This is a genomic window from Escherichia sp. MOD1-EC6098, from assembly GCF_002965865.1.
GTDB lineage: Bacteria > Pseudomonadota > Gammaproteobacteria > Enterobacterales > Enterobacteriaceae > Escherichia > Escherichia marmotae.
The window spans coordinates 113472-134188 of the sequence record NZ_PTSN01000017.1; the positions used below are offsets into that span (position 1 = coordinate 113472).

The window sequence follows — 20717 nt, forward strand, 5'->3', positions numbered from 1 at the left end:
TGTAATGCCGGATACGGTGTAAAACGCCTTATCCGGCCTGGAGTTTTATTAGTACAGTGGCTTACCGCTACTGTCTTTAATATTGGTCTTCCACGCAGCGCGAACCTGTTCAACTACGCTATCCGGCAGGCTGGCGTAATCCAGGTCGTTGGCCTGTTTAGCTCCGGTTTTGTATGCCCAGTCGAAGAACTTCAGCACTTCTGCACCTTGCTCTGGTTTCTTCTGATCTTTGTGAACCAGAATGAACGTGGTAGAGGTGATCGGCCACGCATCTTCGCCTTTCTGGTTGGTCAGATCCTGAGCGAATGTTTTGCTCCAGTCTGCGCCTTTTGCCGCATTTGCGAAGTTCTCTTCGGTCGGCGCAACAGGTTTACCATCAGCGGAGATCAGTTTGGTGTAGGCGAGGTTGTTTTGCTTCGCGTAAGCATATTCAACGTAGCCAATTGCCCCCGGCAGACGCTGAACAAATGCGGCAATACCGTCGTTACCTTTACCACCAAGACCGATCGGCCATTTTACGGTAGAGCCAGTACCAACGCTGTTTTTCCACTCTTCATTTACTTTCGCCAGGTAGCTGGTGAAAACGAAAGAAGTCCCGGAGCCATCTGCGCGGCGCACCACGGCGATGTTCTGTGAAGGCAGTTTCAGACCCGGATTCAGTTTGACGATCGCTTCGTCATCCCACTTTTTAATTTTGCCCAGGTAGATGTCACCGAGGGTTTTACCATCCAGCACCAATTCGCCAGATTTAAGACCCGGCAGGTTAACTGCCAGCACGACGCCGCCAATCACGGTCGGAAATTGGAACAGTCCTTCCTGAGCCAGTTTTTCGTCAGACAGCGGTGCGTCAGAAGCACCGAAATCAACGGTGTTAGCGATAATCTGTTTTACGCCACCAGAAGAACCAATCCCCTGGTAGTTAACTTTATTACCGGTTTCTTTCTGGTAAGTGTCAGCCCATTTGGCATACACCGGCGCAGGGAAGGTTGCACCTGCACCTGTCAGGCTTGCTTCTGCAAACACAGAGAAAGCACTCATCGATAAGGTCGCGGCGACAACAGTTGCGACGGTGGTACGCATAACTTTCATAATGTCTCCTGGGAGGATTCATAAAGCATTGTTTGTTGGCTACAAGAAGCAAAATAGGACAAACAGGTGACAGTTATATGTAAGGTTTATGACAGTTTTATGACAGAGAAAGAAAGCCTTCACTCTTATTTAAATAACCATTTAAATTCAGTGTGTTACAAATATTAATAAAGAAGAGATAACAGAAAATTTTCACTCTGTGACAGTGAAAAAATAGCCGAAGATGACGATTTGTCACATGACGTGGGCTGGATGTTTGATTAAAAACATAACAGGAAAAAATGCCCTGCGAAAGCAGGGCATCTGTGTATTACTCAACCGTAACCGATTTTGCCAGGTTACGCGGCTGGTCAACGTCGGTGCCTTTGATCAGCGCGACGTGGTACGCCAATAGTTGCAGCGGAACGGTATAGAAGATCGGAGCAATCACTTCTTCCACATGCGGCATCTCGATGATGTGCATGTTATCGCTGCTCACAAATCCTGCATCCTGATCGGCAAAGACGTACAACTGACCGCCACGCGCACGAACTTCTTCGATGTTGGATTTTAGTTTTTCCAGCAGTTCGTTGTTCGGTGCAACGACGATAACCGGCATATCAGCGTCAATCAGCGCCAGCGGGCCGTGTTTCAGTTCGCCCGCAGCATAGGCTTCGGCGTGAATGTAGGAGATCTCTTTCAGCTTCAATGCGCCTTCCAGCGCGATGGGGTACTGATCGCCACGGCCCAGGAACAACGCGTGGTGTTTATCAGAAAAATCTTCCGCCAGAGCTTCAATACGTTTGTCCTGAGACAGCATCTGCTCGATACGGCTCGGCAGCGCCTGCAGACCATGCACGATGTCATGTTCAATGGAGGCATCCAGGCCTTTCAGGCGGGACAGTTTTGCCACCAGCATCAACAGCACAGTTAACTGAGTGGTGAATGCTTTGGTGGACGCCACGCCAATTTCAGTACCTGCGTTGGTCATCAGCGCCAAATCGGATTCACGAATCAGAGAAGAGCCTGCAACGTTACAGATCGCCAGCGAGCCGAGATATCCCAGCTCTTTCGACAGGCGCAAGCCAGCCAGTGTATCCGCGGTTTCTCCCGACTGCGACAGGGTGATCATCAGACTGTTACGGCGAACAGCAGATTTGCGATAGCGGAATTCAGAGGCGATTTCGACGTCGCACGGAATACCAGCCAGCGATTCAAACCAGTAACGGGAAACCATACCTGAATTGTACGAAGTACCACAGGCGAGGATCTGAATATGCTCAACCTTCGACAGCAGTTCATCTGCGTTCGGCCCCAGTTCACTTAGATCCACCTGACCGTGGCTGATACGCCCGGCAAGAGTGTTTTTGATCGCGTTCGGCTGTTCGTAGATCTCTTTCTGCATGTAATGACGGTAAATGCCTTTATCGCCCGCATCATATTGCAGATTGGATTCGATATCCTGGCGTTTAACTTCCGCGCCAGATTTATCGAAGATGTTTACTGAACGGCGAGTGATTTCCGCAATATCACCCTCTTCAAGGAAGATAAAGCGACGGGTCACCGGCAGCAGTGCCAGTTGGTCAGAAGCGATAAAGTTTTCGCCCATGCCAAGGCCGATAACCAGCGGACTACCGGAACGAGCCGCCAGCAGGGTATCCGGGTGACGGGTATCCATAATTACCGTGCCGTAAGCGCCACGCAGTTGCGGGATAGCACGCAGAACAGCTTCACGCAGGGTGCCGCCCTGTTTCAGTTCCCAGTTAACCAAATGCGCAATCACTTCGGTGTCGGTTTCAGAAACGAAGGTATAGCCACGCGCTTTTAACTCTTCACGCAGTGGTTCATGGTTTTCGATGATGCCATTATGCACCACCACAATGTGTTCAGAAACATGCGGATGCGCATTCACTTCTGAAGGTTCACCGTGGGTCGCCCAACGGGTATGAGCAATACCCGTTCCGCCATGCAGAGGATGTTCTTCCGCTGCCTGGGCCAGCATTTGCACTTTACCGAGACGACGCAGACGGGTCATATTACCGTCCGCATCGACTACTGCCAGGCCAGCAGAGTCATAACCGCGGTATTCCAGACGACGTAAACCTTCAAGAAGGATTTCAGCTACATCACGTTGCGCGATCGCGCCAACAATTCCACACATAGTTTTTAATTCCGATTGATATCGTTGTCGGTCAACCTGTATGCCCGTTTTTCCGGGCGCCCCGAGCCTTGTAGAGAGTGGGGTTATTTTTATAGTTACTGCTTGCGGGCGGGAGATTATGTTATCTCTTCATCCCAGGAGGCCGGATTACCCGGCCAGAATTACTTTTTCTTTACTGGACGACGCCAACCTTCTTTTTGCGACTGCGGCACGCGGCTAATTGCCAGAGCGTTTTCGCCAACATTGCGCGTTACGGTAGTACCCGCAGCAATAGTCGCGCCTTTACCAACCGTTACCGGTGCAACAAGTTGGGTGTCAGAGCCGACAAACACATCGTCGCCAATAATGGTTTTAAATTTATTCGCACCATCATAGTTGCAGGTAATGGTTCCTGCACCGATGTTAACGTTATCACCGATTTCCGCATCGCCCAGATAAGTCAGATGACCGGCTTTTGAACCTTTACCCAGACGCGCTTTTTTCATCTCAACAAAGTTACCGACGTGTGCGCCTTCAAGCAGCTCTGCCCCCGGGCGCAGACGGGCAAACGGGCCAATGGTACAGGCCGCTGCCAGATTCGCGTCTTCCACCACTGTATATGGGCTGATTTCGCAATCATCACCAATCACGCTGTTTTTAATCACGCAACCAGTGCCAATTTTCACACGATTGCCGAGAGTAACATTACCCTCGATGATAACGTTAGTATCAATTTCAACATCACGCCCGTGAGTAAGCGTTCCGCGCAGATCAAAACGGGCCGGATCGCGTAGCATAACCCCTGCCAACAGCAGTTTTTCAGCCTGTTCGGACTGATAAACGCGCTCCAGACGGGAGAGTTGCAGGCGGTTATTCACGCCTTCAACTTCGCTTAAGCGTTGCGGATGTACAGCGACGATTTCACGCCCTTCCTGATACGCCAGCGCAATAATATCGGTGATGTAGTATTCGCCCTGAGCGTTATTGTTAGTCAGCTTCGCCAGCCAGCGTTTCATATCTGCGCCGTTGGCGATCAGAATGCCGGTGTTGATTTCCTGAATCTGACGCTGCTCATCGGTGGCATCTTTATGTTCAACAATGCCAGTAACTTTGCCGTTTTCACGGGTGATACGACCATAACCGGTCGGGTCATCCAGTTTCACCGTCAACAGGCCAATGCCGCCCTGCGGTTTAGCATCACGCAGACGCTGGAGTGTTTCGACAGAGATCAGCGGTACGTCGCCGTAAAGCATTAAAATGTCTTCATCATCGGCAAAGAAAGGCGCAGCCTGCTGCATCGCATGACCAGTACCCAGTTGCTCTGCCTGAAGTACCCAATTCAGGTTGTCATCTTTCAGCGCCTGTTTAAGCAGATCGCCACCGTGACCATACACCAGATGAACGTGTGCTGCGCCTAATTCATTCGCAGCATCAATGACATGCTGAACCATCGCTTTCCCGGCAAGGGTATGCAGCACTTTCGGAAGATCGGAATACATGCGAGTGCCTTTGCCCGCGGCAAGGATCACTACGCTCATAGCATTATTCAACATACGCGTCCTGACTGTAATTTGAGAACGAATTTAAACCGCTTCACCTTGAAAAAACTACATTTTTTTCATCGTGAAATGGACAGAGGATAAATTGTTCAATAACGGATTATCCTCGCTGGCGAAAGCACCATTTTCGACCATCGTCACGCCTTTTGTCTGCATAAAAGTAAGGCATCACCTTCATTTAAGCGTCAGCCTGATGTTTTTGCTCTTATTTCGATCAATGAATAAACAAGAAAACCAACGAAGGATTTCGCTGAGTTATAAAGACGGTTTAATTGCGGGATATAAAAACATAGCAGAACAAATCTCGCGGCGACGCGCGAAAAAAAAGCCAGCCTGTTTCCAGACTGGCTTTTGTGCTTTTCAAGCCGGTGTTACATCGCTTTTTTAGTCAACTCGATAACGCGCAACTGCGCGATCGCTTTGGCCAGTTCCGCAGACGCCTGAGCGTAATCTACGTCGCCGTGAGAGCTGCTAATGTGCTCTTCAGCCTTACGTTTCGCTTCCATGGCTCGCGCTTCGTCGAGATCCTGGCCGCGAATTGCGGTGTCGGCCAGAACGGTCACGTTGCTAGGCTGCACTTCAAGAATGCCGCCAGACAGATAGATAAACTCTTCGTGACCGTGCTGTTTCACGATGCGAATCATACCAGGCTTAATGGCGGTGAGCAGCGGTGCGTGGCCCGGGTAAATTCCCAGTTCACCTTCGCTACCCGTTACCTGGATTTTCTCGACCAGACCAGAGAACATTTGTTGCTCTGCGCTGACGACGTCCAGGTGGTAAGTCATTGCCATATCACCCTCCGATTAAGGCGTTAAAGTTTTTTGGCTTTTTCCACAGCTTCTTCGATGGAACCGACCATGTAGAACGCCTGCTCCGGCAGGTGATCGTATTCGCCTTCCATGATGCCTTTAAAGCCACGGATGGTGTCTTTCAGGGAGACGTATTTACCCGGAGAACCGGTGAATACTTCTGCCACGAAGAACGGCTGGGACAGGAAGCGCTGGATCTTACGAGCGCGCGCTACCACCAGTTTATCTTCTTCAGACAGTTCATCCATACCCAGGATGGCGATGATGTCTTTCAGTTCCTGATAACGTTGCAGGATGGACTGTACGCCACGCGCGGTGTCGTAGTGTTCCTGACCAACTACCAGCGGGTCCAACTGACGGCTGGTGGAGTCCAGCGGGTCAACGGCCGGGTAGATACCCAGAGACGCGATCTGACGGCTCAGTACCACGGTTGCGTCAAGGTGCGCAAAGGTGGTGGCCGGTGATGGGTCAGTCAAGTCATCCGCAGGTACGTATACCGCCTGAACGGAGGTGATAGAACCTGTTTTGGTGGAGGTGATACGTTCCTGTAGAACACCCATCTCTTCCGCCAGGGTCGGCTGATAACCTACCGCTGAAGGCATACGGCCAAGCAGTGCGGATACTTCCGTACCGGCCAGGGTGTAACGATAGATGTTGTCAACGAACAGCAGAACGTCACGACCTTCGTCACGGAATTTCTCCGCCATGGTCAGGCCGGTCAGTGCAACGCGCAGACGGTTTCCCGGCGGCTCGTTCATCTGGCCATACACCAGGGATACTTTATCGATAACGTTGGAGTCGGTCATTTCGTGGTAGAAGTCGTTACCCTCACGAGTACGTTCACCTACGCCCGCAAACACAGAGTAACCGGAGTGCTCGATCGCGATGTTACGAATAAGCTCCATCATGTTTACGGTTTTACCAACACCCGCACCACCGAACAGACCAACTTTACCGCCCTTCGCGAACGGACACATCAGGTCGATAACTTTGATACCGGTTTCCAGCAGTTCCTGAGAGTTTGACAGCTCTTCGTAGGAAGGTGCTGCGCGGTGAATCGCCCAACGCTCTTCTTCACCGATCTCGCCTTTCATGTCGACCGGTTCGCCCAGTACGTTCATGATACGGCCCAGAGTCGCTTTACCTACAGGGACTTCGATCGGGTGTTCGAGGTCTTTTACATCCAGACCGCGACGCAGACCGTCGGAGGAACCCATTGCGATGGTACGCACGATACCGCCGCCGAGCTGCTGCTGAACTTCCAGCACCAGACGCTCATTACCATTTTGCACCTCAAGAGCATCGTACACGCGCGGTACGGCATCCTGAGGGAATTCGACGTCAACTACGGCGCCGATTACCTGGACAATCTTTCCAGTAGCCATCTTAAATCCTCTACGAAATAACCTGTTTAAACCGCGGCGGCCCCCGAGACGATCTCGGTGAGTTCCTGAGTAATGCTGGCCTGACGAGCTTTGTTGTATACCAACTGCAGCTCTTTAATCAGGCTGCCGCCATTGTCGGTCGCGGCTTTCATCGCCACCATACGGGCGGCCTGCTCGCTGGCCAGGTTTTCAACCACGCCCTGATAAACCTGAGATTCGACATAACGACGCAGCAGGGTATCCAGCAACGCCTTCGGATCGGGTTCGTACAGGTAATCCCAGGATTTATGTTTCAGATCATCATCATCTGACGCCGGTAACGGCAGCAGTTGGCTGATAGTCGGAACCTGAGACATGGTGTTAATAAATTTGTTGCTGACAATGTAAAGCTTGTCCAGACGGCCTTCGTCGTAGGCCTGCAACATCACTTTTACCGGACCGATCAGTTCGGACAGGGAAGGGTTATCCCCCATACCTGTAACCTGGGCAACAACATTGCCGCCCACGGAGTTGAAGAACGACACACCTTTCGAGCCGATCATTGCGAGGTCGCATTGAACGCCTTTGTCGGTCCAGGTCTTCATTTCCGCCAGCAGTTTTTTGAACAGGTTAATGTTCAAACCACCGCACAAACCACGGTCGGTCGACACCACCAGGTAGCCCACGCGTTTAACGTCGCGATCTTCCAGGTATGGGTGCTTATATTCCAGATTACCGTGTGCAAGGTGACCAATCACTTTGCGCATGGTTTCTGCATAAGGACGGCTGGCCGCCATGCGATCCTGCGATTTACGCATTTTGGAAGCGGCGACCATCTCCATCGCTTTAGTGATCTTTTGCGTGTTCTGGACGCTTGCGATCTTACTACGTATCTCTTTTGCGCCGGCCATGAGCTTCTCCTCAATGCCTTGCGGCCTGCCCTAAGGCAAGCCGCCAGACGTTACCAGGATTGGGTTGCTTTGAAGGAATCGAGGATGCCTTTCAGCTTGCCTTCGATTTCGTCGTTGTAGCCACCGGTCTGGTTGATCTCTTGCATCAACGGAGCGTGATCACGGTCGACGTAAGCCAGCAGAGCGGCTTCGAAGCTGCCGATTTTCGACAGTTCAACATCCGCCAGGTAACCACGTTCTGCTGCGAACAGAACCAGAGACTGCTGCGCAACGGACATCGGCGCATACTGTTTCTGTTTCAGCAGTTCGGTCACTTTCTGACCGTGGTCAAGCTGCTTACGCGTTGCATCGTCAAGGTCGGATGCAAACTGAGAGAACGCTGCCAGTTCACGATACTGCGCCAGAGCGGTACGGATACCACCGGACAGTTTTTTCATGATCTTGGTCTGTGCTGCCCCACCAACACGGGATACGGAGATGCCCGGGTTAACCGCAGGACGAATACCGGCGTTGAACAGGTTGGTTTCCAAGAAGATCTGACCATCGGTAATAGAGATTACGTTGGTCGGAACGAACGCAGAAACGTCACCAGCCTGAGTTTCGATAATCGGCAGCGCGGTCAGAGAACCGGTTTTCCCTTTCACTTCACCTTTGGTGAAAGCTTCAACGTATTCGGCGTTAACACGCGCAGCACGCTCCAGCAGACGAGAGTGGAGGTAGAATACGTCACCCGGGAATGCTTCACGTCCTGGCGGACGACGGAGCAGCAAGGAGATCTGACGGTAAGCAACAGCCTGTTTAGACAGGTCATCGTAAATGATCAGCGCATCTTCACCACGGTCACGGAAGTATTCGCCCATTGCGCAACCCGCATACGGTGCCAGGTATTGCAGTGCAGCGGATTCAGACGCGGTTGCTACCACAACGATGGTGTTAGCCAGTGCGCCGTGCTCTTCCAGTTTACGTACCACGTTAGAAATGGTGGACGCTTTCTGACCGATAGCAACATAGATACATTTGATACCGGAATCGCGCTGGTTGATGATGGCATCGATAGCCAGTGCGGTTTTACCGGTCTGACGGTCACCGATGATCAATTCACGCTGACCACGACCGATTGGGATCATGGAGTCAACAGCTTTATAACCAGTCTGTACCGGCTGATCTACGGACTGACGTTCGATAACGCCCGGAGCGATAGCTTCTACAGCAGAGAAGCCGTCGTGATCCAGCGGACCTTTACCGTCGATTGGCGCACCCAGAGTGTTAACCACACGGCCCAGCAGGCCACGGCCAACCGGAACTTCCAGGATACGGCCAGTACACTTAACTTTCATGCCTTCGGCAAGGTCAGCGTACGGACCCATAACAACCGCACCTACAGAGTCGCGCTCGAGGTTCAGTGCGATAGCGTAACGGTTACCCGGCAGGGAGATCATTTCACCCTGCATACAATCGGCCAGGCCGTGGATGCGGATAACACCGTCACTTACAGAAACAATAGTACCTTCGTTGTGAGCTTCACTCACAACATTGAACTGAGCAATGCGCTGCTTGATCAGTTCGCTGATTTCGGTGGAATTCAGTTGCATGCTCCAGTCCCCTTAAGACTGCAAGACGTCTGCAAGGCGCTCAAGACGACCGCGTACGCTGCCATCAATGACCATATCACCCGCTCGGATGATAACGCCTGCCATTACAGACTTATCGATTTTGCAATTCAGCTTAACTTTGCGTGACAGACGTTTTTCCATCGCAGCAGAAATTTTCGCGAGCTGTTGTTCACTCAGCGCGGCAGCGGAAATGACGTCTACCTCAGCGGTAGCCTCACTCACAGCACGCAGGTGAATAAACTGCTCCAGAACATCCGGGAGCGCGTTAAGACGACCATTTTCAGCCATAACCCGAATCAGGTTCTGACCGTTTTCGTCCAGTTGCTCACCACAAACTGCGATAAACGACCCGGCGAGCGTTTCTGGTGCCAGTGCACCAGACAGAAGCTCTGCCATCTGTTCGTTTTTGGTTACCTCGGCGGCAAACGCCAGCATGTCCTGCCAGCGTTCTACACTTTGGTGTTCGACGGCAAAGTCAAAAGCTGCTTTGGCGTAGGGGCGAGCTACCGTAATAAATTCAGACATCAGCCCCTCCCTCCTTACAGTTCAGCGACAAGTTTATCCACGATGTCGCTGTTAGCAGCTTCATCCACGGAACGTTCGATGATCTTCTCGGCGCCAGCAACAGCCAGGATAGCAACTTGCTTACGCAGCTCTTCACGGGCACGTTTACGCTCGGCTTCAATTTCCGCCTGCGCCTGAGCCACGATTTTAGTACGTTCCTGTTCTGCCTCAGCTTTAGCTTCGTCCAGAATCTGAGAGCGACGTTTGTTCGCCTGCTCGATGATTACCTGGGCTTCCGCTTTCGCTTTTTTCAGCTGGTCGGTCGCGCTGGCCTTTGCAAGGTCAAGGTCCTTGTGTGCTCGTTCTGCGGAAGCAAGACCGTCAGCAATTTCTTTTTGACGTTTTTCGATGGCAGCCATTAATGGCGGCCATACGTACTTCATGCAGAACAGAACGAACAGGACAAACGCGATGGCCTGGCCGAGGATTGTTGCGTTAAGATTCACAGCACAATGCCTCTATTTAGTTAACGTTCTGATATTGCTCTTTAAATAAAAGCAACGCTTACTACGCGACAGCGAACATCACGTACAGACCCAGACCTACAGCGATCATCGGGATAGCATCCACCAGACCCATAACGATAAAGAACTGAGTACGCAGCAGTGGAATCAGATCCGGTTGACGCGCTGCGCCTTCCAGGAATTTACCCCCGAGGATGCCGATACCGATCGCAGCACCGATTGCCGCCAGACCCATCATCACAGCGGCAGCCATGTACAGCAGATCCATATTCAGGTTTTCCATGACAGTCTCCAGTTTGTTTCAGTTAAAACGTAGTAGTGTTGGTAAATTAATGTTCTTCAGACGCCATCGACAGATAGACGATCGTCAGAACCATGAAGATGAAGGCTTGCAGCGTAATAATCAGGATGTGGAAAATGGCCCACGGCACATTCAGGATCCACTGTGACCACCACGGCAACAGACCAGCAATCAGAATGAAAATCAGCTCACCCGCGTACATGTTACCGAACAGTCGCAAACCGAGTGAAACAGGTTTGGACAGCAGGCTTACCCCTTCAAGGATTAAGTTGACAGGAATGAACGCCCAGTGATTGAACGGCTGCAGCGTCAACTCTTTCGTGAAGCCGCCGATGCCTTTCATTTTGATGCTGTAGAACAGAATCAGGATAAATACGCCCAGTGCCATAGACAGCGTTACGTTCACGTCAGCAGACGGAACCACACGCAGAGCAGGCAGCCCCAGTACATGTTCAGCAATGTACGGCAGCAGATCGATAGGCAGTAAGTCCATCAGGTTCATCAGGAACACCCAGACAAAAATCGTCAGGGCCAGCGGAGCAATCAGCTTACTTTTGCCATGGTACATGTCTTTCACGCTACCATTAACAAAGCCGATTACCAGCTCAATCGCGGTCTGAAACTTACCTGGTACGCCGCTGGTTGCCTTTTTGGCTACGCTACGGAATAAAACCAGGAACAACAGACCCAGCACCACCGAGAAGAACATGGAGTCAATATTAATTGTCCAGAAGGTGGCTGGGGGGTTATGCGGATCCACCAGCGAGAATGTACGCAGGTCCAGCTGAAGGTTATTCAGGTGGTGTCCTATGTAATCCTGCGGCGTCATATTTTCTGAAGCCATGATGCCTTTTACCCTTTGTTGTTAATTACAGCCGGCGCCAGTATCTGAACCACCAGCACCAAAACCCACGTAACGATCAGCGGCAAGAATACCGCCTTTAAAACCGCCAACGCCACCACCAGTAACACCAACATTGCCAGAACTTTGAAAGCTTCGCCTAAAGCGAATGTCCAAGCTACCCGGCCTTTCGCTGGTGTATGCGCCTGGTGACGCCAGGCAAATATCATAAACAAAACGTTAGGCAGAAAGACTGCCAGGCCCCCGCTTAACGCAGAGACGCCCCAGAAGGGGTCTTTGAGGCTGAACAGCAATCCACTTGCTATCACCACCAGTAACTGAACGAGCAGAAGCTTCCGAGCAACGTTTCGACTCAAGAGCGACACAGACATCACGTTTTTCACTCCTGCTCCCTTCGAGGTATGCCGCGTGTCGTATAAAACTTTCTTTAAGGCTTAGAGTCAAGCATCAAAAAGCGGTCAAATTATACGGTGCGCCCCCGTGATTTCAAACAATAAGTAGCCAAAAGGTGAATAAATGTTTAAATATTTTTCCAGTGCATACAATTGCGACTTTTCTGCTAACCATGTCGGATCATGAAAAACTGTAAATAACGCGTAAACACTGGTGATAAAGCGTGCTTCAGATCACATATCGCGCATGTTCGCGCACAGCATATTTATTTACTTGGCAAATGATGCCATTGCAAGCTTCTGATATTTCAGTCTAAAAACAGATACTGTTTTCATAAATGACATTTACATAACAAAAACCAGCCATTGACATTCTTAATAATATTTTAACAGCAAGTTATGCTTCTTAGCGCCGATTTTTAGCCGGCTGATATTTTCACTAATGACTTATTTTCTGCTTATCAAAAAAAGCCACGTTACAGTATTGAATCAAAATCGTGAACGTGGCGTTAAATGTAACCAGTTATATCAGTAAAAAACCCGGTTGTTGTTAACAGTCAAACCGATTAATTTTTTATGATTTTTTTGATAAAAATTAAATTTTATTTGCTTTAATCACCACCAGATGACGTTCGCCATCCAGAGCCGGAACCTGAAGTTTAACCACTGATTCAACCTGATATTCTGCTGGTAGCAGGGCCATTTCATCTTCTGGCATTTGGCCTTTCAGCGCATAAAAACGACCTTGTTCACCAGGAAGATGATGGCACCAGCTCACCATATCGTTCAGAGAGGCAAAAGCACGGCTAATCACACCATCAAACGGTGGCTCTGACGGAAACTCTTCTACCCTACTCTGTACTGGCTCAATGTTCTCCAGTTTTAACTCATGTTGCACCTGACGAAGGAAGCGCACGCGTTTACCGAGGCTATCCAGCAACGTGAAGTGGGCCTCAGGACGCACAATAGAGAGTGGAATACCTGGCAGACCCGGTCCTGTACCGACATCGATAAAACGTTCACCTTGCAGATACGGTGCCACGACAATGCTGTCGAGAATATGGCGTACCAGCATCTCATTAGGATCGCGGACCGAAGTCAGGTTGTACGCCTTATTCCATTTATGCAGCATATTTACGTAGGCAATAAGCTGATTTTTCTGGTGATCGGTAAGCGAAATTCCTGCGTCTTTCAGCAGTGAAGAGAGTTTGTTGAGCACGGTGATTACCTGTTCTTGATGCGTTGCCCGGTAAGCGGGTGCTTACCAGGCATTTTTAATGCGTTATGCGCTACGACGCAGCATACCTTGTTTTTTCAGCCACACCAGCAGAATGGAGATGGCCGCAGGCGTGACGCCAGAAATACGCGAAGCCTGACCAATAGAGGCCGGTTTGTGATCGTTGAGTTTAGCGATCACTTCGTTAGACAGACCGGATACCTGGCGGTAATCCAGTGTCGCAGGCAGCAGTGTGTTCTCGTTACGCTGCTGTTTTTCGATCTCATCCTGTTGGCGCGCAATATAACCCTCATATTTAACCTGAATCTCAACCTGTTCCGCCGCCTGCTCGTCTGTCAACGCAGGGGCAAACGGCGTCAGCGAGGTTAATTTTTCATAGGTCATTTCCGGACGACGCAACAGATCTTCACCACTGGCTTCACGGGAAAGCGGCGCAGTCAGGTGAGCATTCACTTCGGCAGCAGATTCCGCCGACGGGGTTACCCAAGTGGATTTCAGACGCTGACGCTCACGCTCGATATTTTCGAGTTTCTCGTTAAAGCGCGCCCAACGTTCATCGTCAACCAGCCCCAGCTCACGTCCGATTTCAGTCAGACGCAGGTCGGCGTTATCTTCGCGCAGCATCAGACGATATTCCGCACGAGAGGTAAACATACGATACGGTTCTTTAGTACCCAGTGTGCAGAGGTCATCTACCAGTACACCGAGGTACGCCTGGGAGCGCGCCGGTGCCCAGCCTTCTTTGTCTGCAGACAGGCGAGCGGCGTTAAGACCGGCCAGCAAACCTTGCGCCGCCGCTTCTTCGTAACCTGTAGTGCCATTAATTTGACCGGCAAAGAACAGCCCCTGGATAAACTTGCTCTCCAGCGTAGGTTTCAGGTCACGCGGATCGAAGAAGTCATATTCAATGGCATAACCCGGACGCACGATCTTCGCGTTTTCCATCCCCTGCATGGAGCGGACGATTTGCATCTGCACATCGAACGGCAGGCTGGTGGAGATACCGTTCGGATAAATTTCGTTAGACGTTAACCCTTCTGGCTCAAGGAAGATCTGATGCTGGTTTCTGTCAGCAAAGCGCATGACTTTGTCTTCGATCGACGGACAGTAGCGTGGGCCGACACCTTCGATCACTCCGGCATACATCGGACTGCGATCGAGGTTACTGCGGATCACGTCATGCGTTTTTTCGTTGGTATGGGTGATGTAGCACGGCACCTGCTGTGGATGCTGGGCCGCATTGCCCATAAACGAGAACACCGGCATCGGGTTATCGCCATGCTGTTGTGCAAGGACGCTAAAGTCGATGGTACGCGCATCAATACGCGGCGGTGTCCCGGTTTTCAGACGACCAACACGCAGCGGAAGTTCACGTAAACGGCGCGAGAGCGGAATGGATGGAGGATCGCCAGCACGACCACCGCTGTAATTATCCAGACCGATATGAATCTTACCGTCAAGGAAAGTCCCGACAGTAAGAACGACAGCTTTGGCACGGAATTTCAGGCCCATTTGGGTAACAGCGCCGACCACGCGATCGTTTTCGACAATAAGATCTTCAACCGCCTGCTGGAAGATCATCAGGTTCGGTTGATTCTCCAAAGCAGTACGTACCGCTTGACGATAGAGCACGCGATCCGCCTGTGCCCGGGTAGCCCGAACCGCTGGCCCCTTGCTGGCGTTTAGTATCCTAAACTGAATACCTGCATGGTCGATCGCTTTTGCCATCAGACCGCCGAGTGCATCCACTTCTTTTACCAGATGTCCCTTCCCAATACCGCCGATCGCCGGGTTGCAGCTCATCTGCCCCAGAGTGTCGATATTGTGTGTCAAAAGCAGAGTCTGTTGACCCATACGCGCCGCGGCCATCGCTGCCTCGGTGCCTGCATGACCCCCGCCAATGATGATGACGTCAAAAGGATCCGGATAAAACATGGTGATTGCCTCGCATAACGCGGTATGAAAATGGATTGAAGCCCGGGCCGTGGATTCTACTCAACTTTGACGGCTTGAGAAAGACCTGGGATCCTGAGTATTAAAAAGAAGATCTTTTTATTTAGAGATCTGTTCTATTGTGATCTCTTATTAGGATCGACCTGGTCTGTGGATAACAAGGATCTGGCTTTTAAGATCAATGACCTGCTGAGGATCATTAGCTGTGAATGATCGGTGATCCTGGTCAGTATAAGCTGGGATCAGAATGCGGAGTTATACACAACTCAAAAACTGAACAACAGTTGTTCTTTGGATAACTACCGGTTGATCCAAGCTTCCTACCAGAGTTATCCACAGTAGATCGCACGATCTGTATAGTTATTTGAGTAAATTAACCCACGATCCCAGCCATTCTTCTGCCGGATCTTCCGGAATGTCATGATCAAGGATGTTGATCTTCAGTGTTTCGCCAATCTGTTTCGCACCGGAATTTTTGAGTTCAGCATCGAGTTTATCGATAGCACCACAAAAAGTGTCGTATTCACGACTACCAATGCCGATTGCGCCAAAGCGTACCGCAGAAAGATCGGTTTTTTGTTCCAGCAATGCTTCATAGAAAGGAGAGAGGTTGTCCGGAATGTCTCCGGCACCGTGGGTAGAACTGATAACCAGCCAGATCCCAGAGGTAGATAACTCTTCTAACAACGGGCCGTGCAGCGTTTCGGTGGTAAAACCTGCCTCTTCCAGCTTTTCAGCCAGGTGTTCTGCCACATATTCGGCACCACCGAGGGTGCTGCCGCTGATAAGAGTAATATCTGCCATAAACCGCCACCTTTTTTAAGAGTGGCGTATTGTACGCTGTGAACGCTTTGGGATCTACCTGTGGAAAAGTATGGGATTAAAAAAGTCGATCATGGCTTGATAGTACGCATGATCGGGTTCTGCAGTACGATCAGAGTTTCAGTGGACTGAATTTCATCAATTGTTTGGATCTTGTTGATAAGTACATGCTGGAGAGCGTCGATCGAGCGGCACATTACCTTAATAAAGATGCTGTAGTGGCCGGTGGTGTAATAAGCTTCAGTTACTTCATCAAGGCTTTCCAGTTTTGCCAGCGCGGAAGGATAGTCTTTGGCGCTCTTCAATATAATGCCGATAAAGCAGCCTACGTCATAACCGAGTTGTTTCGGGCTAACATCAATCCGAGCACCAGTAATAATCCCTGCCTGCTTCATTTTCTCTACGCGAACGTGGATCGTTCCCGGACTGACGCCAAATTGTTTCGCCAGTTCGGCGTAAGCGGTACGCGCATTGCCCATTAATGCTTCCAGAATGCCGCGGTCCAGATTGTCGATTTGATAATTTTCCATAGATTTTTCTTATGAATATTAATGATTCATTCTATTTTAGCCTTAATTTTTAATGAATCAAAAGTAAGCAAGGCTTTTTATTGAATGATTATTGCATGTGTGCCGGTTTTTGTTGCTTAATCATAAGCAACAGGACGCAGGAGTATAAAAAATGAAAACCGCTTACATTGCCAAACAACGTCAAATTAGCTTCGTGAAATCTCACTTTTCTCGTCAACTGGAAGAACGCTTAGGGCTGATTGAAGTCCAGGCGCCAATCCTTAGCCGTGTGGGGGATGGCACGCAGGATAACTTGTCGGGCTGTGAAAAAGCGGTGCAGGTAAAAGTGAAAGCGCTGCCTGACGCCCAGTTCGAAGTGGTTCATTCACTGGCGAAGTGGAAACGTCAGACATTAGGGCAACACGACTTCAGCGTGGGCGAAGGGCTTTACACGCACATGAAAGCCCTTCGCCCCGATGAAGACCGTCTTTCCCCGTTGCACTCGGTCTATGTTGATCAGTGGGATTGGGAACGCGTAATGGGCGACGGTGAGCGCCAATTCTCCACTCTGAAAAGCACGGTAGAGGCGATCTGGGCGGGAATTAAAGCGACCGAAGCCGCAGTTAGCAAAGAGTTTGGCCTGGCACCGTTCCTGCCGGATCAGATCCACTTTGTACATAGTCAGGAATTACTGTCCCGTTATCCGGATCTTGATGCCAAAGGGCGTGAGCGGGCGATTGCGAAAGATCTTGGCGCGGTATTCCTCGTCGGAATTGGCGGCAAGTTAAGCGATGGCCACCGCCACGACGTGCGCGCACCGGATTATGATGACTGGAGTACTCCTTCAGAGCTTGGATATGCGGGGTTGAACGGCGATATTCTGGTGTGGAACCCCGTACTGGAAGATGCGTTTGAGCTTTCTTCAATGGGTATCCGTGTGGATGCCGAGACGTTGAAACATCAACTGGCGCTGACCGGTGATGAAGATCGTCTGCAACTGGAGTGGCATCAGGCGCTGCTGCGCGGCGAAATGCCACAGACTATCGGCGGCGGTATCGGTCAGTCTCGTTTAACCATGTTGTTGCTGCAACTGCCACATATTGGGCAGGTTCAGTGCGGCGTATGGCCTGCGGCCGTTCGCGAGAGCGTCTCTTCTCTGTTGTAATGACTTATCGCCGCCAGCGTCTGAGCAGGCGGCTACGCATCCCGGTATCAAAGCGCCAGATATGATCGAAAATGCGCATGATGCCGGGTTTGCCGTGCGCCGACATCGCCACTGCATGAAAGCGATGCTGATGTACCCGCTGCAACTCTTTTACTTTACTCGTCACGTCGTCAGTCAACCGTTGGGCGATAAAATCAGAAATCACCACCGCATCGGCGTCAAACCATTCCCGGCTTTGCAAGCGCTCCATAATGGCGCGAAAACAACTGGCAAGATCGGTGCCGCCACGAAACTGCTGGCTTAAAAAACGGATCGCTTGCTCGATGCCTTGTGGGCCTGAAAGCTCATAACGGACGATCTCGGTGGAAAATAACATAATAAAGCAGCGCCTATTTTCAGCGAGGGCAATGCGCATCAAGGCCAGACAGAACGCTTTCGCGCACTGTTCATTAAAGCCGCCCATTGAGCCAGATGTATCTACGCAGACAATAAACGGCCCGCGCGGCTGTTCGTCATAATCTTTATGGACGACCGGACGTTCGATAACTTTTTCACGCCATGATTCACCGTGCAGGCGATAAGTGAGCAACTGTTTTTCCACCAGCCGACGGTAAAATTCATACTCCAGTTCAGTAATGCCCAGAGTCGCCAGTTCCGGCGGCAGAAGGCGTAAAATATCATCGCTTTGCTGCAAGCCATCAACCTGCTCAGGAACGGTCGCTGGTTCGCGTACCATTGTGCGGAAGGTTTCCATCTGCGCATCGTTGCGGGGGATCGATTTTGCTTCCCGTGAACGCCCTAACTGTTCTGCCAGACGTTTCAGCTCCGGCTGCTCGTTAAGAAATTCACCATATTTCACAATTAACTGATAGTCGCCGCGTTTGAGCTGACCGGCGCTCATATCCCACAGGCGACCGGCTGCGGTGTTGTTTTCCGCCAGAACCGGTTCAAGTTGACCGCTTAACGTCATGCGTTCCTGAACCTCGCTCAACAGTTGTTCACGTTCTTCTTCTAATAATTGTTGATTTAACGTCGTCGCTTGCACGATCAGACTTAAGCGCCAACGTTGGAGAAAAAGCGTGTGTAATGCTGGGGTGATCGTGCTGTTGGCATCAACCAACTGCCGGGCTTGTTCGGCCCATGGGGAATTTAGTCGATGCAGTAAGTCCAGGATCTGCGGTAACTGCACAATAAATTGCGGTGTGGAGAGAAGTTGGCTTTGCTGATAGCACATGACCTCTTCAGTGAGTTCCTGTGGGACGCGTGCATCTTTCAGCCGACTGCGCAGCGCCTCACGCCAGCGGGGAATATCATCAGTGATTGCCGCCTTCAGACGTGGGAATTTTTCAAAGAAAACAGCCAGTTGTGGCGAGGCCAACAGCGTGATGATCATCTCTTCGATCAATCCCTCTTCGCTGACGGCCAGCATTACATTAAGCGTATCCAGTGTTAGCATTGTTGCGCCTGGCGAATCTGGGCACCGACATCCTGTAGGCTGGCTTCAATGCGACCTAACCAGTCGCTATGGATAAACAGACATTTTTGCTGTTCGCTGAATAAAACTTGTTGTTTACGCCAGTCACTTTCAAGCTCTTCCAGTTGTTGTTTTATTTCGCCAGGCAGGCCTTCTGCAGATGTGCCGGGGAGAGCCAGTGTCGTACCCTGCAAACTGACATCACGGACAACAAGATGTTGGGCGCTATCAACTTCCATATTCAGCTTCTGGGCAAAACCAATACCATTTAATTTGCCGCGAATTTCACCGCCTTTGTTCAGCCACTGTTCCAGTGCGCTACGCTCAAAAGCGATATGAACCACTTCCATATCATGCAGTTTTAATGGTTTTTGCAGCAGCAGGGTCAACGTGGAAGCGGTAACGTTGGCTGGAAGTTGATATTGTGGGCGACGGCTGAACATACCGCCCTGACGAATCACGGTAAAAGCCGTTTTATCGCTTTGTTGTTGCTGAAGTTGCAGGCGACGCTGCACAATCGCGCCCAGGCGAGTCAACATCCCTTGCTGTTGCCATGCGTGACCGGTCATCAATACATCAATTTGTTGTTGAATCAAATTCAGGCTTTGCGCGTCATACCACAGGCAATCTTTCAGCAAGATCAGATCAATCGGGGCAACCGCATTGCGACCGCTAAAAAAGGCGCTGGCCTGCAGTAAACGGATCGCTTTTTTCCAGCGGCGATCGGAAATATAGGGGGCATCCGGCAATTTATCCAGTTGTTGGCGCAGCATAAAAATCAGCTCAAATACATGATCGGGCAGCGTAATTTCACTAATCTCTTTCTGCCAGCGTTCATATTCCTCATCTGTAACCTGTAGAGAGGGAGGAACGGGATTGTCATTTTCATCCTGTTGGCTGGTCAACATGGAGCGGAAATTCGCTTTATCCTGCACTTTATCTAACCACAGACGAATCAGCATACGGTCATATAACGCTTCCAGGCTACTGTCTGCTTCCGGCAGTTCGTTGGAGGCCGCCACCAGCAGGCGCATAGGAATTTTTTCGACATGTGCACCGTTGCGGAAGTGGCGTTCATTAATAGCGGTCAGTAGGGTATTAAGAATCGCTGGCCCGGCTTTCCAGATCTCATCAAGAAAGACGATTTCCGCTTCCGGCAGGTAACCGCTGGTTAAACGCTCATAGCGGCCTTCATCTTTTAGCGCCTGAATGGAAAGCGGGCCAAAAACTTCTTCCGGGGTGGAGAAGCGGGTCATCAGATATTCAAACGCGCGAGCATTCTGAAAGGCGAATTTTAAACGCCGGGCAATCAGACTTTTGGCAATACCTGGCGGGCCGAGCAGGAATACGCTTTCGCCGCTTAATGCCGCTAACAAACACAGGCGGATGGCGTGGCTACGTTCATAAAGCCCCTTTTCCAGCGAACTGCTCAGGCGGGAAATTCTTTCCGCTAATAAATGAGGGTGAGCCATAATGAAGTGGCGTCCTTTCGTCAAAAGTTCTGCGTAAA

19 protein-coding genes are annotated in these 20717 nt (G+C 50.7%); 1 reads left to right on the forward strand and 18 read right to left on the reverse strand.

Annotated features, from left to right (window positions below; translation table 11 throughout):
- Positions 1-48: 48 nt before the first annotated feature.
- From pstS to asnC, 16 genes are all read right to left on the reverse strand, one after another.
- Complete coding sequence (pstS, locus tag C0K55_RS17975; RefSeq protein ID WP_000867170.1) at positions 49-1089, reverse strand: phosphate ABC transporter substrate-binding protein PstS; 1041 nt, start codon at positions 1087-1089, stop codon at positions 49-51.
- Between the two features lie 310 nt (positions 1090-1399).
- Positions 1400-3229, reverse strand: a complete 1830-nt coding sequence (glmS, locus tag C0K55_RS17980) for a glutamine--fructose-6-phosphate transaminase (isomerizing) (protein ID WP_105266778.1) — start codon at positions 3227-3229, stop codon at positions 1400-1402.
- Positions 3230-3390: 161 nt separating this feature from the next.
- Positions 3391-4761 carry a bifunctional UDP-N-acetylglucosamine diphosphorylase/glucosamine-1-phosphate N-acetyltransferase GlmU gene (glmU, locus tag C0K55_RS17985; protein ID WP_000933745.1) on the reverse strand — a complete coding sequence of 457 codons (1371 nt, stop codon included), beginning with the start codon at positions 4759-4761 and terminating at the stop codon, positions 3391-3393.
- Positions 4762-5138: 377 nt separating this feature from the next.
- Positions 5139-5558 carry a F0F1 ATP synthase subunit epsilon gene (locus C0K55_RS17990; RefSeq protein ID WP_032358872.1) on the reverse strand — a complete coding sequence of 140 codons (420 nt, stop codon included), beginning with the start codon at positions 5556-5558 and terminating at the stop codon, positions 5139-5141.
- A gap of 20 nt (positions 5559-5578) precedes the next feature.
- Positions 5579-6961: a F0F1 ATP synthase subunit beta gene (gene atpD, locus C0K55_RS17995; protein WP_000190506.1), complete on the reverse strand. Its 1383-nt coding sequence runs from the start codon at positions 6959-6961 to the stop codon at positions 5579-5581.
- A 26-nt stretch (positions 6962-6987) separates the two neighbouring features.
- A complete protein-coding gene (gene atpG / locus C0K55_RS18000) occupies positions 6988-7851 on the reverse strand; it encodes a F0F1 ATP synthase subunit gamma (protein WP_000896498.1) in 864 nt (287 codons plus the stop codon).
- A 50-nt stretch (positions 7852-7901) separates the two neighbouring features.
- Entirely contained in the window at positions 7902-9443 is a 1542-nt protein-coding gene (atpA, locus tag C0K55_RS18005) for a F0F1 ATP synthase subunit alpha (protein ID WP_001176745.1), read from the reverse strand.
- A gap of 12 nt (positions 9444-9455) precedes the next feature.
- Positions 9456-9989: a F0F1 ATP synthase subunit delta gene (gene atpH / locus C0K55_RS18010; RefSeq protein WP_001288591.1), complete on the reverse strand. Its 534-nt coding sequence runs from the start codon at positions 9987-9989 to the stop codon at positions 9456-9458.
- Positions 9990-10003: 14 nt separating this feature from the next.
- Positions 10004-10474, reverse strand: a complete 471-nt coding sequence (gene atpF / locus C0K55_RS18015) for a F0F1 ATP synthase subunit B (protein WP_001052219.1) — start codon at positions 10472-10474, stop codon at positions 10004-10006.
- A 61-nt stretch (positions 10475-10535) separates the two neighbouring features.
- Entirely contained in the window at positions 10536-10775 is a 240-nt protein-coding gene (gene atpE / locus C0K55_RS18020) for a F0F1 ATP synthase subunit C (protein ID WP_000429386.1), read from the reverse strand.
- A 46-nt stretch (positions 10776-10821) separates the two neighbouring features.
- Positions 10822-11637 (reverse strand): F0F1 ATP synthase subunit A, encoded by an 816-nt coding sequence (gene atpB, locus C0K55_RS18025; protein WP_000135618.1) that lies wholly within the window; start codon positions 11635-11637, stop codon positions 10822-10824.
- Between the two features lie 8 nt (positions 11638-11645).
- On the reverse strand, positions 11646-12026 hold the full coding sequence (gene atpI / locus C0K55_RS18030) for a F0F1 ATP synthase subunit I (protein ID WP_000116664.1): 381 nt from the start codon (positions 12024-12026) through the stop codon (positions 11646-11648).
- A 616-nt stretch (positions 12027-12642) separates the two neighbouring features.
- A complete protein-coding gene (rsmG, locus tag C0K55_RS18035; RefSeq protein ID WP_000932858.1) occupies positions 12643-13266 on the reverse strand; it encodes a 16S rRNA (guanine(527)-N(7))-methyltransferase RsmG in 624 nt (207 codons plus the stop codon).
- Between the two features lie 63 nt (positions 13267-13329).
- A complete protein-coding gene (gene mnmG, locus C0K55_RS18040) occupies positions 13330-15219 on the reverse strand; it encodes a tRNA uridine-5-carboxymethylaminomethyl(34) synthesis enzyme MnmG (RefSeq protein WP_105266865.1) in 1890 nt (629 codons plus the stop codon).
- A gap of 378 nt (positions 15220-15597) precedes the next feature.
- Entirely contained in the window at positions 15598-16041 is a 444-nt protein-coding gene (gene mioC, locus C0K55_RS18045) for an FMN-binding protein MioC (protein WP_000763754.1), read from the reverse strand.
- A gap of 89 nt (positions 16042-16130) precedes the next feature.
- The gene (asnC, locus tag C0K55_RS18050) at positions 16131-16589 is read right to left on the reverse strand and encodes a transcriptional regulator AsnC (protein WP_000433019.1); all 459 of its coding nucleotides are present in this window, start codon (positions 16587-16589) and stop codon (positions 16131-16133) included.
- Between the two features lie 151 nt (positions 16590-16740).
- Here asnC and asnA point away from each other — a divergent pair, with 151 nt between their 5' ends.
- Complete coding sequence (gene asnA / locus C0K55_RS18055; RefSeq protein WP_000845139.1) at positions 16741-17733, forward strand: aspartate--ammonia ligase; 993 nt, start codon at positions 16741-16743, stop codon at positions 17731-17733.
- 4 nt (positions 17734-17737) lie between these two features.
- On the opposite strand, the gene viaA is transcribed toward asnA, so the two are convergent.
- Complete coding sequence (gene viaA / locus C0K55_RS18060) at positions 17738-19189, reverse strand: ATPase RavA stimulator ViaA (RefSeq protein ID WP_105266864.1); 1452 nt, start codon at positions 19187-19189, stop codon at positions 17738-17740.
- Positions 19183-20679 carry an ATPase RavA gene (ravA, locus tag C0K55_RS18065; protein WP_016249435.1) on the reverse strand — a complete coding sequence of 499 codons (1497 nt, stop codon included), beginning with the start codon at positions 20677-20679 and terminating at the stop codon, positions 19183-19185. The genes viaA and ravA overlap by 7 nt, the downstream gene beginning before the upstream one ends.
- Positions 20680-20717: the final 38 nt, after the last annotated feature.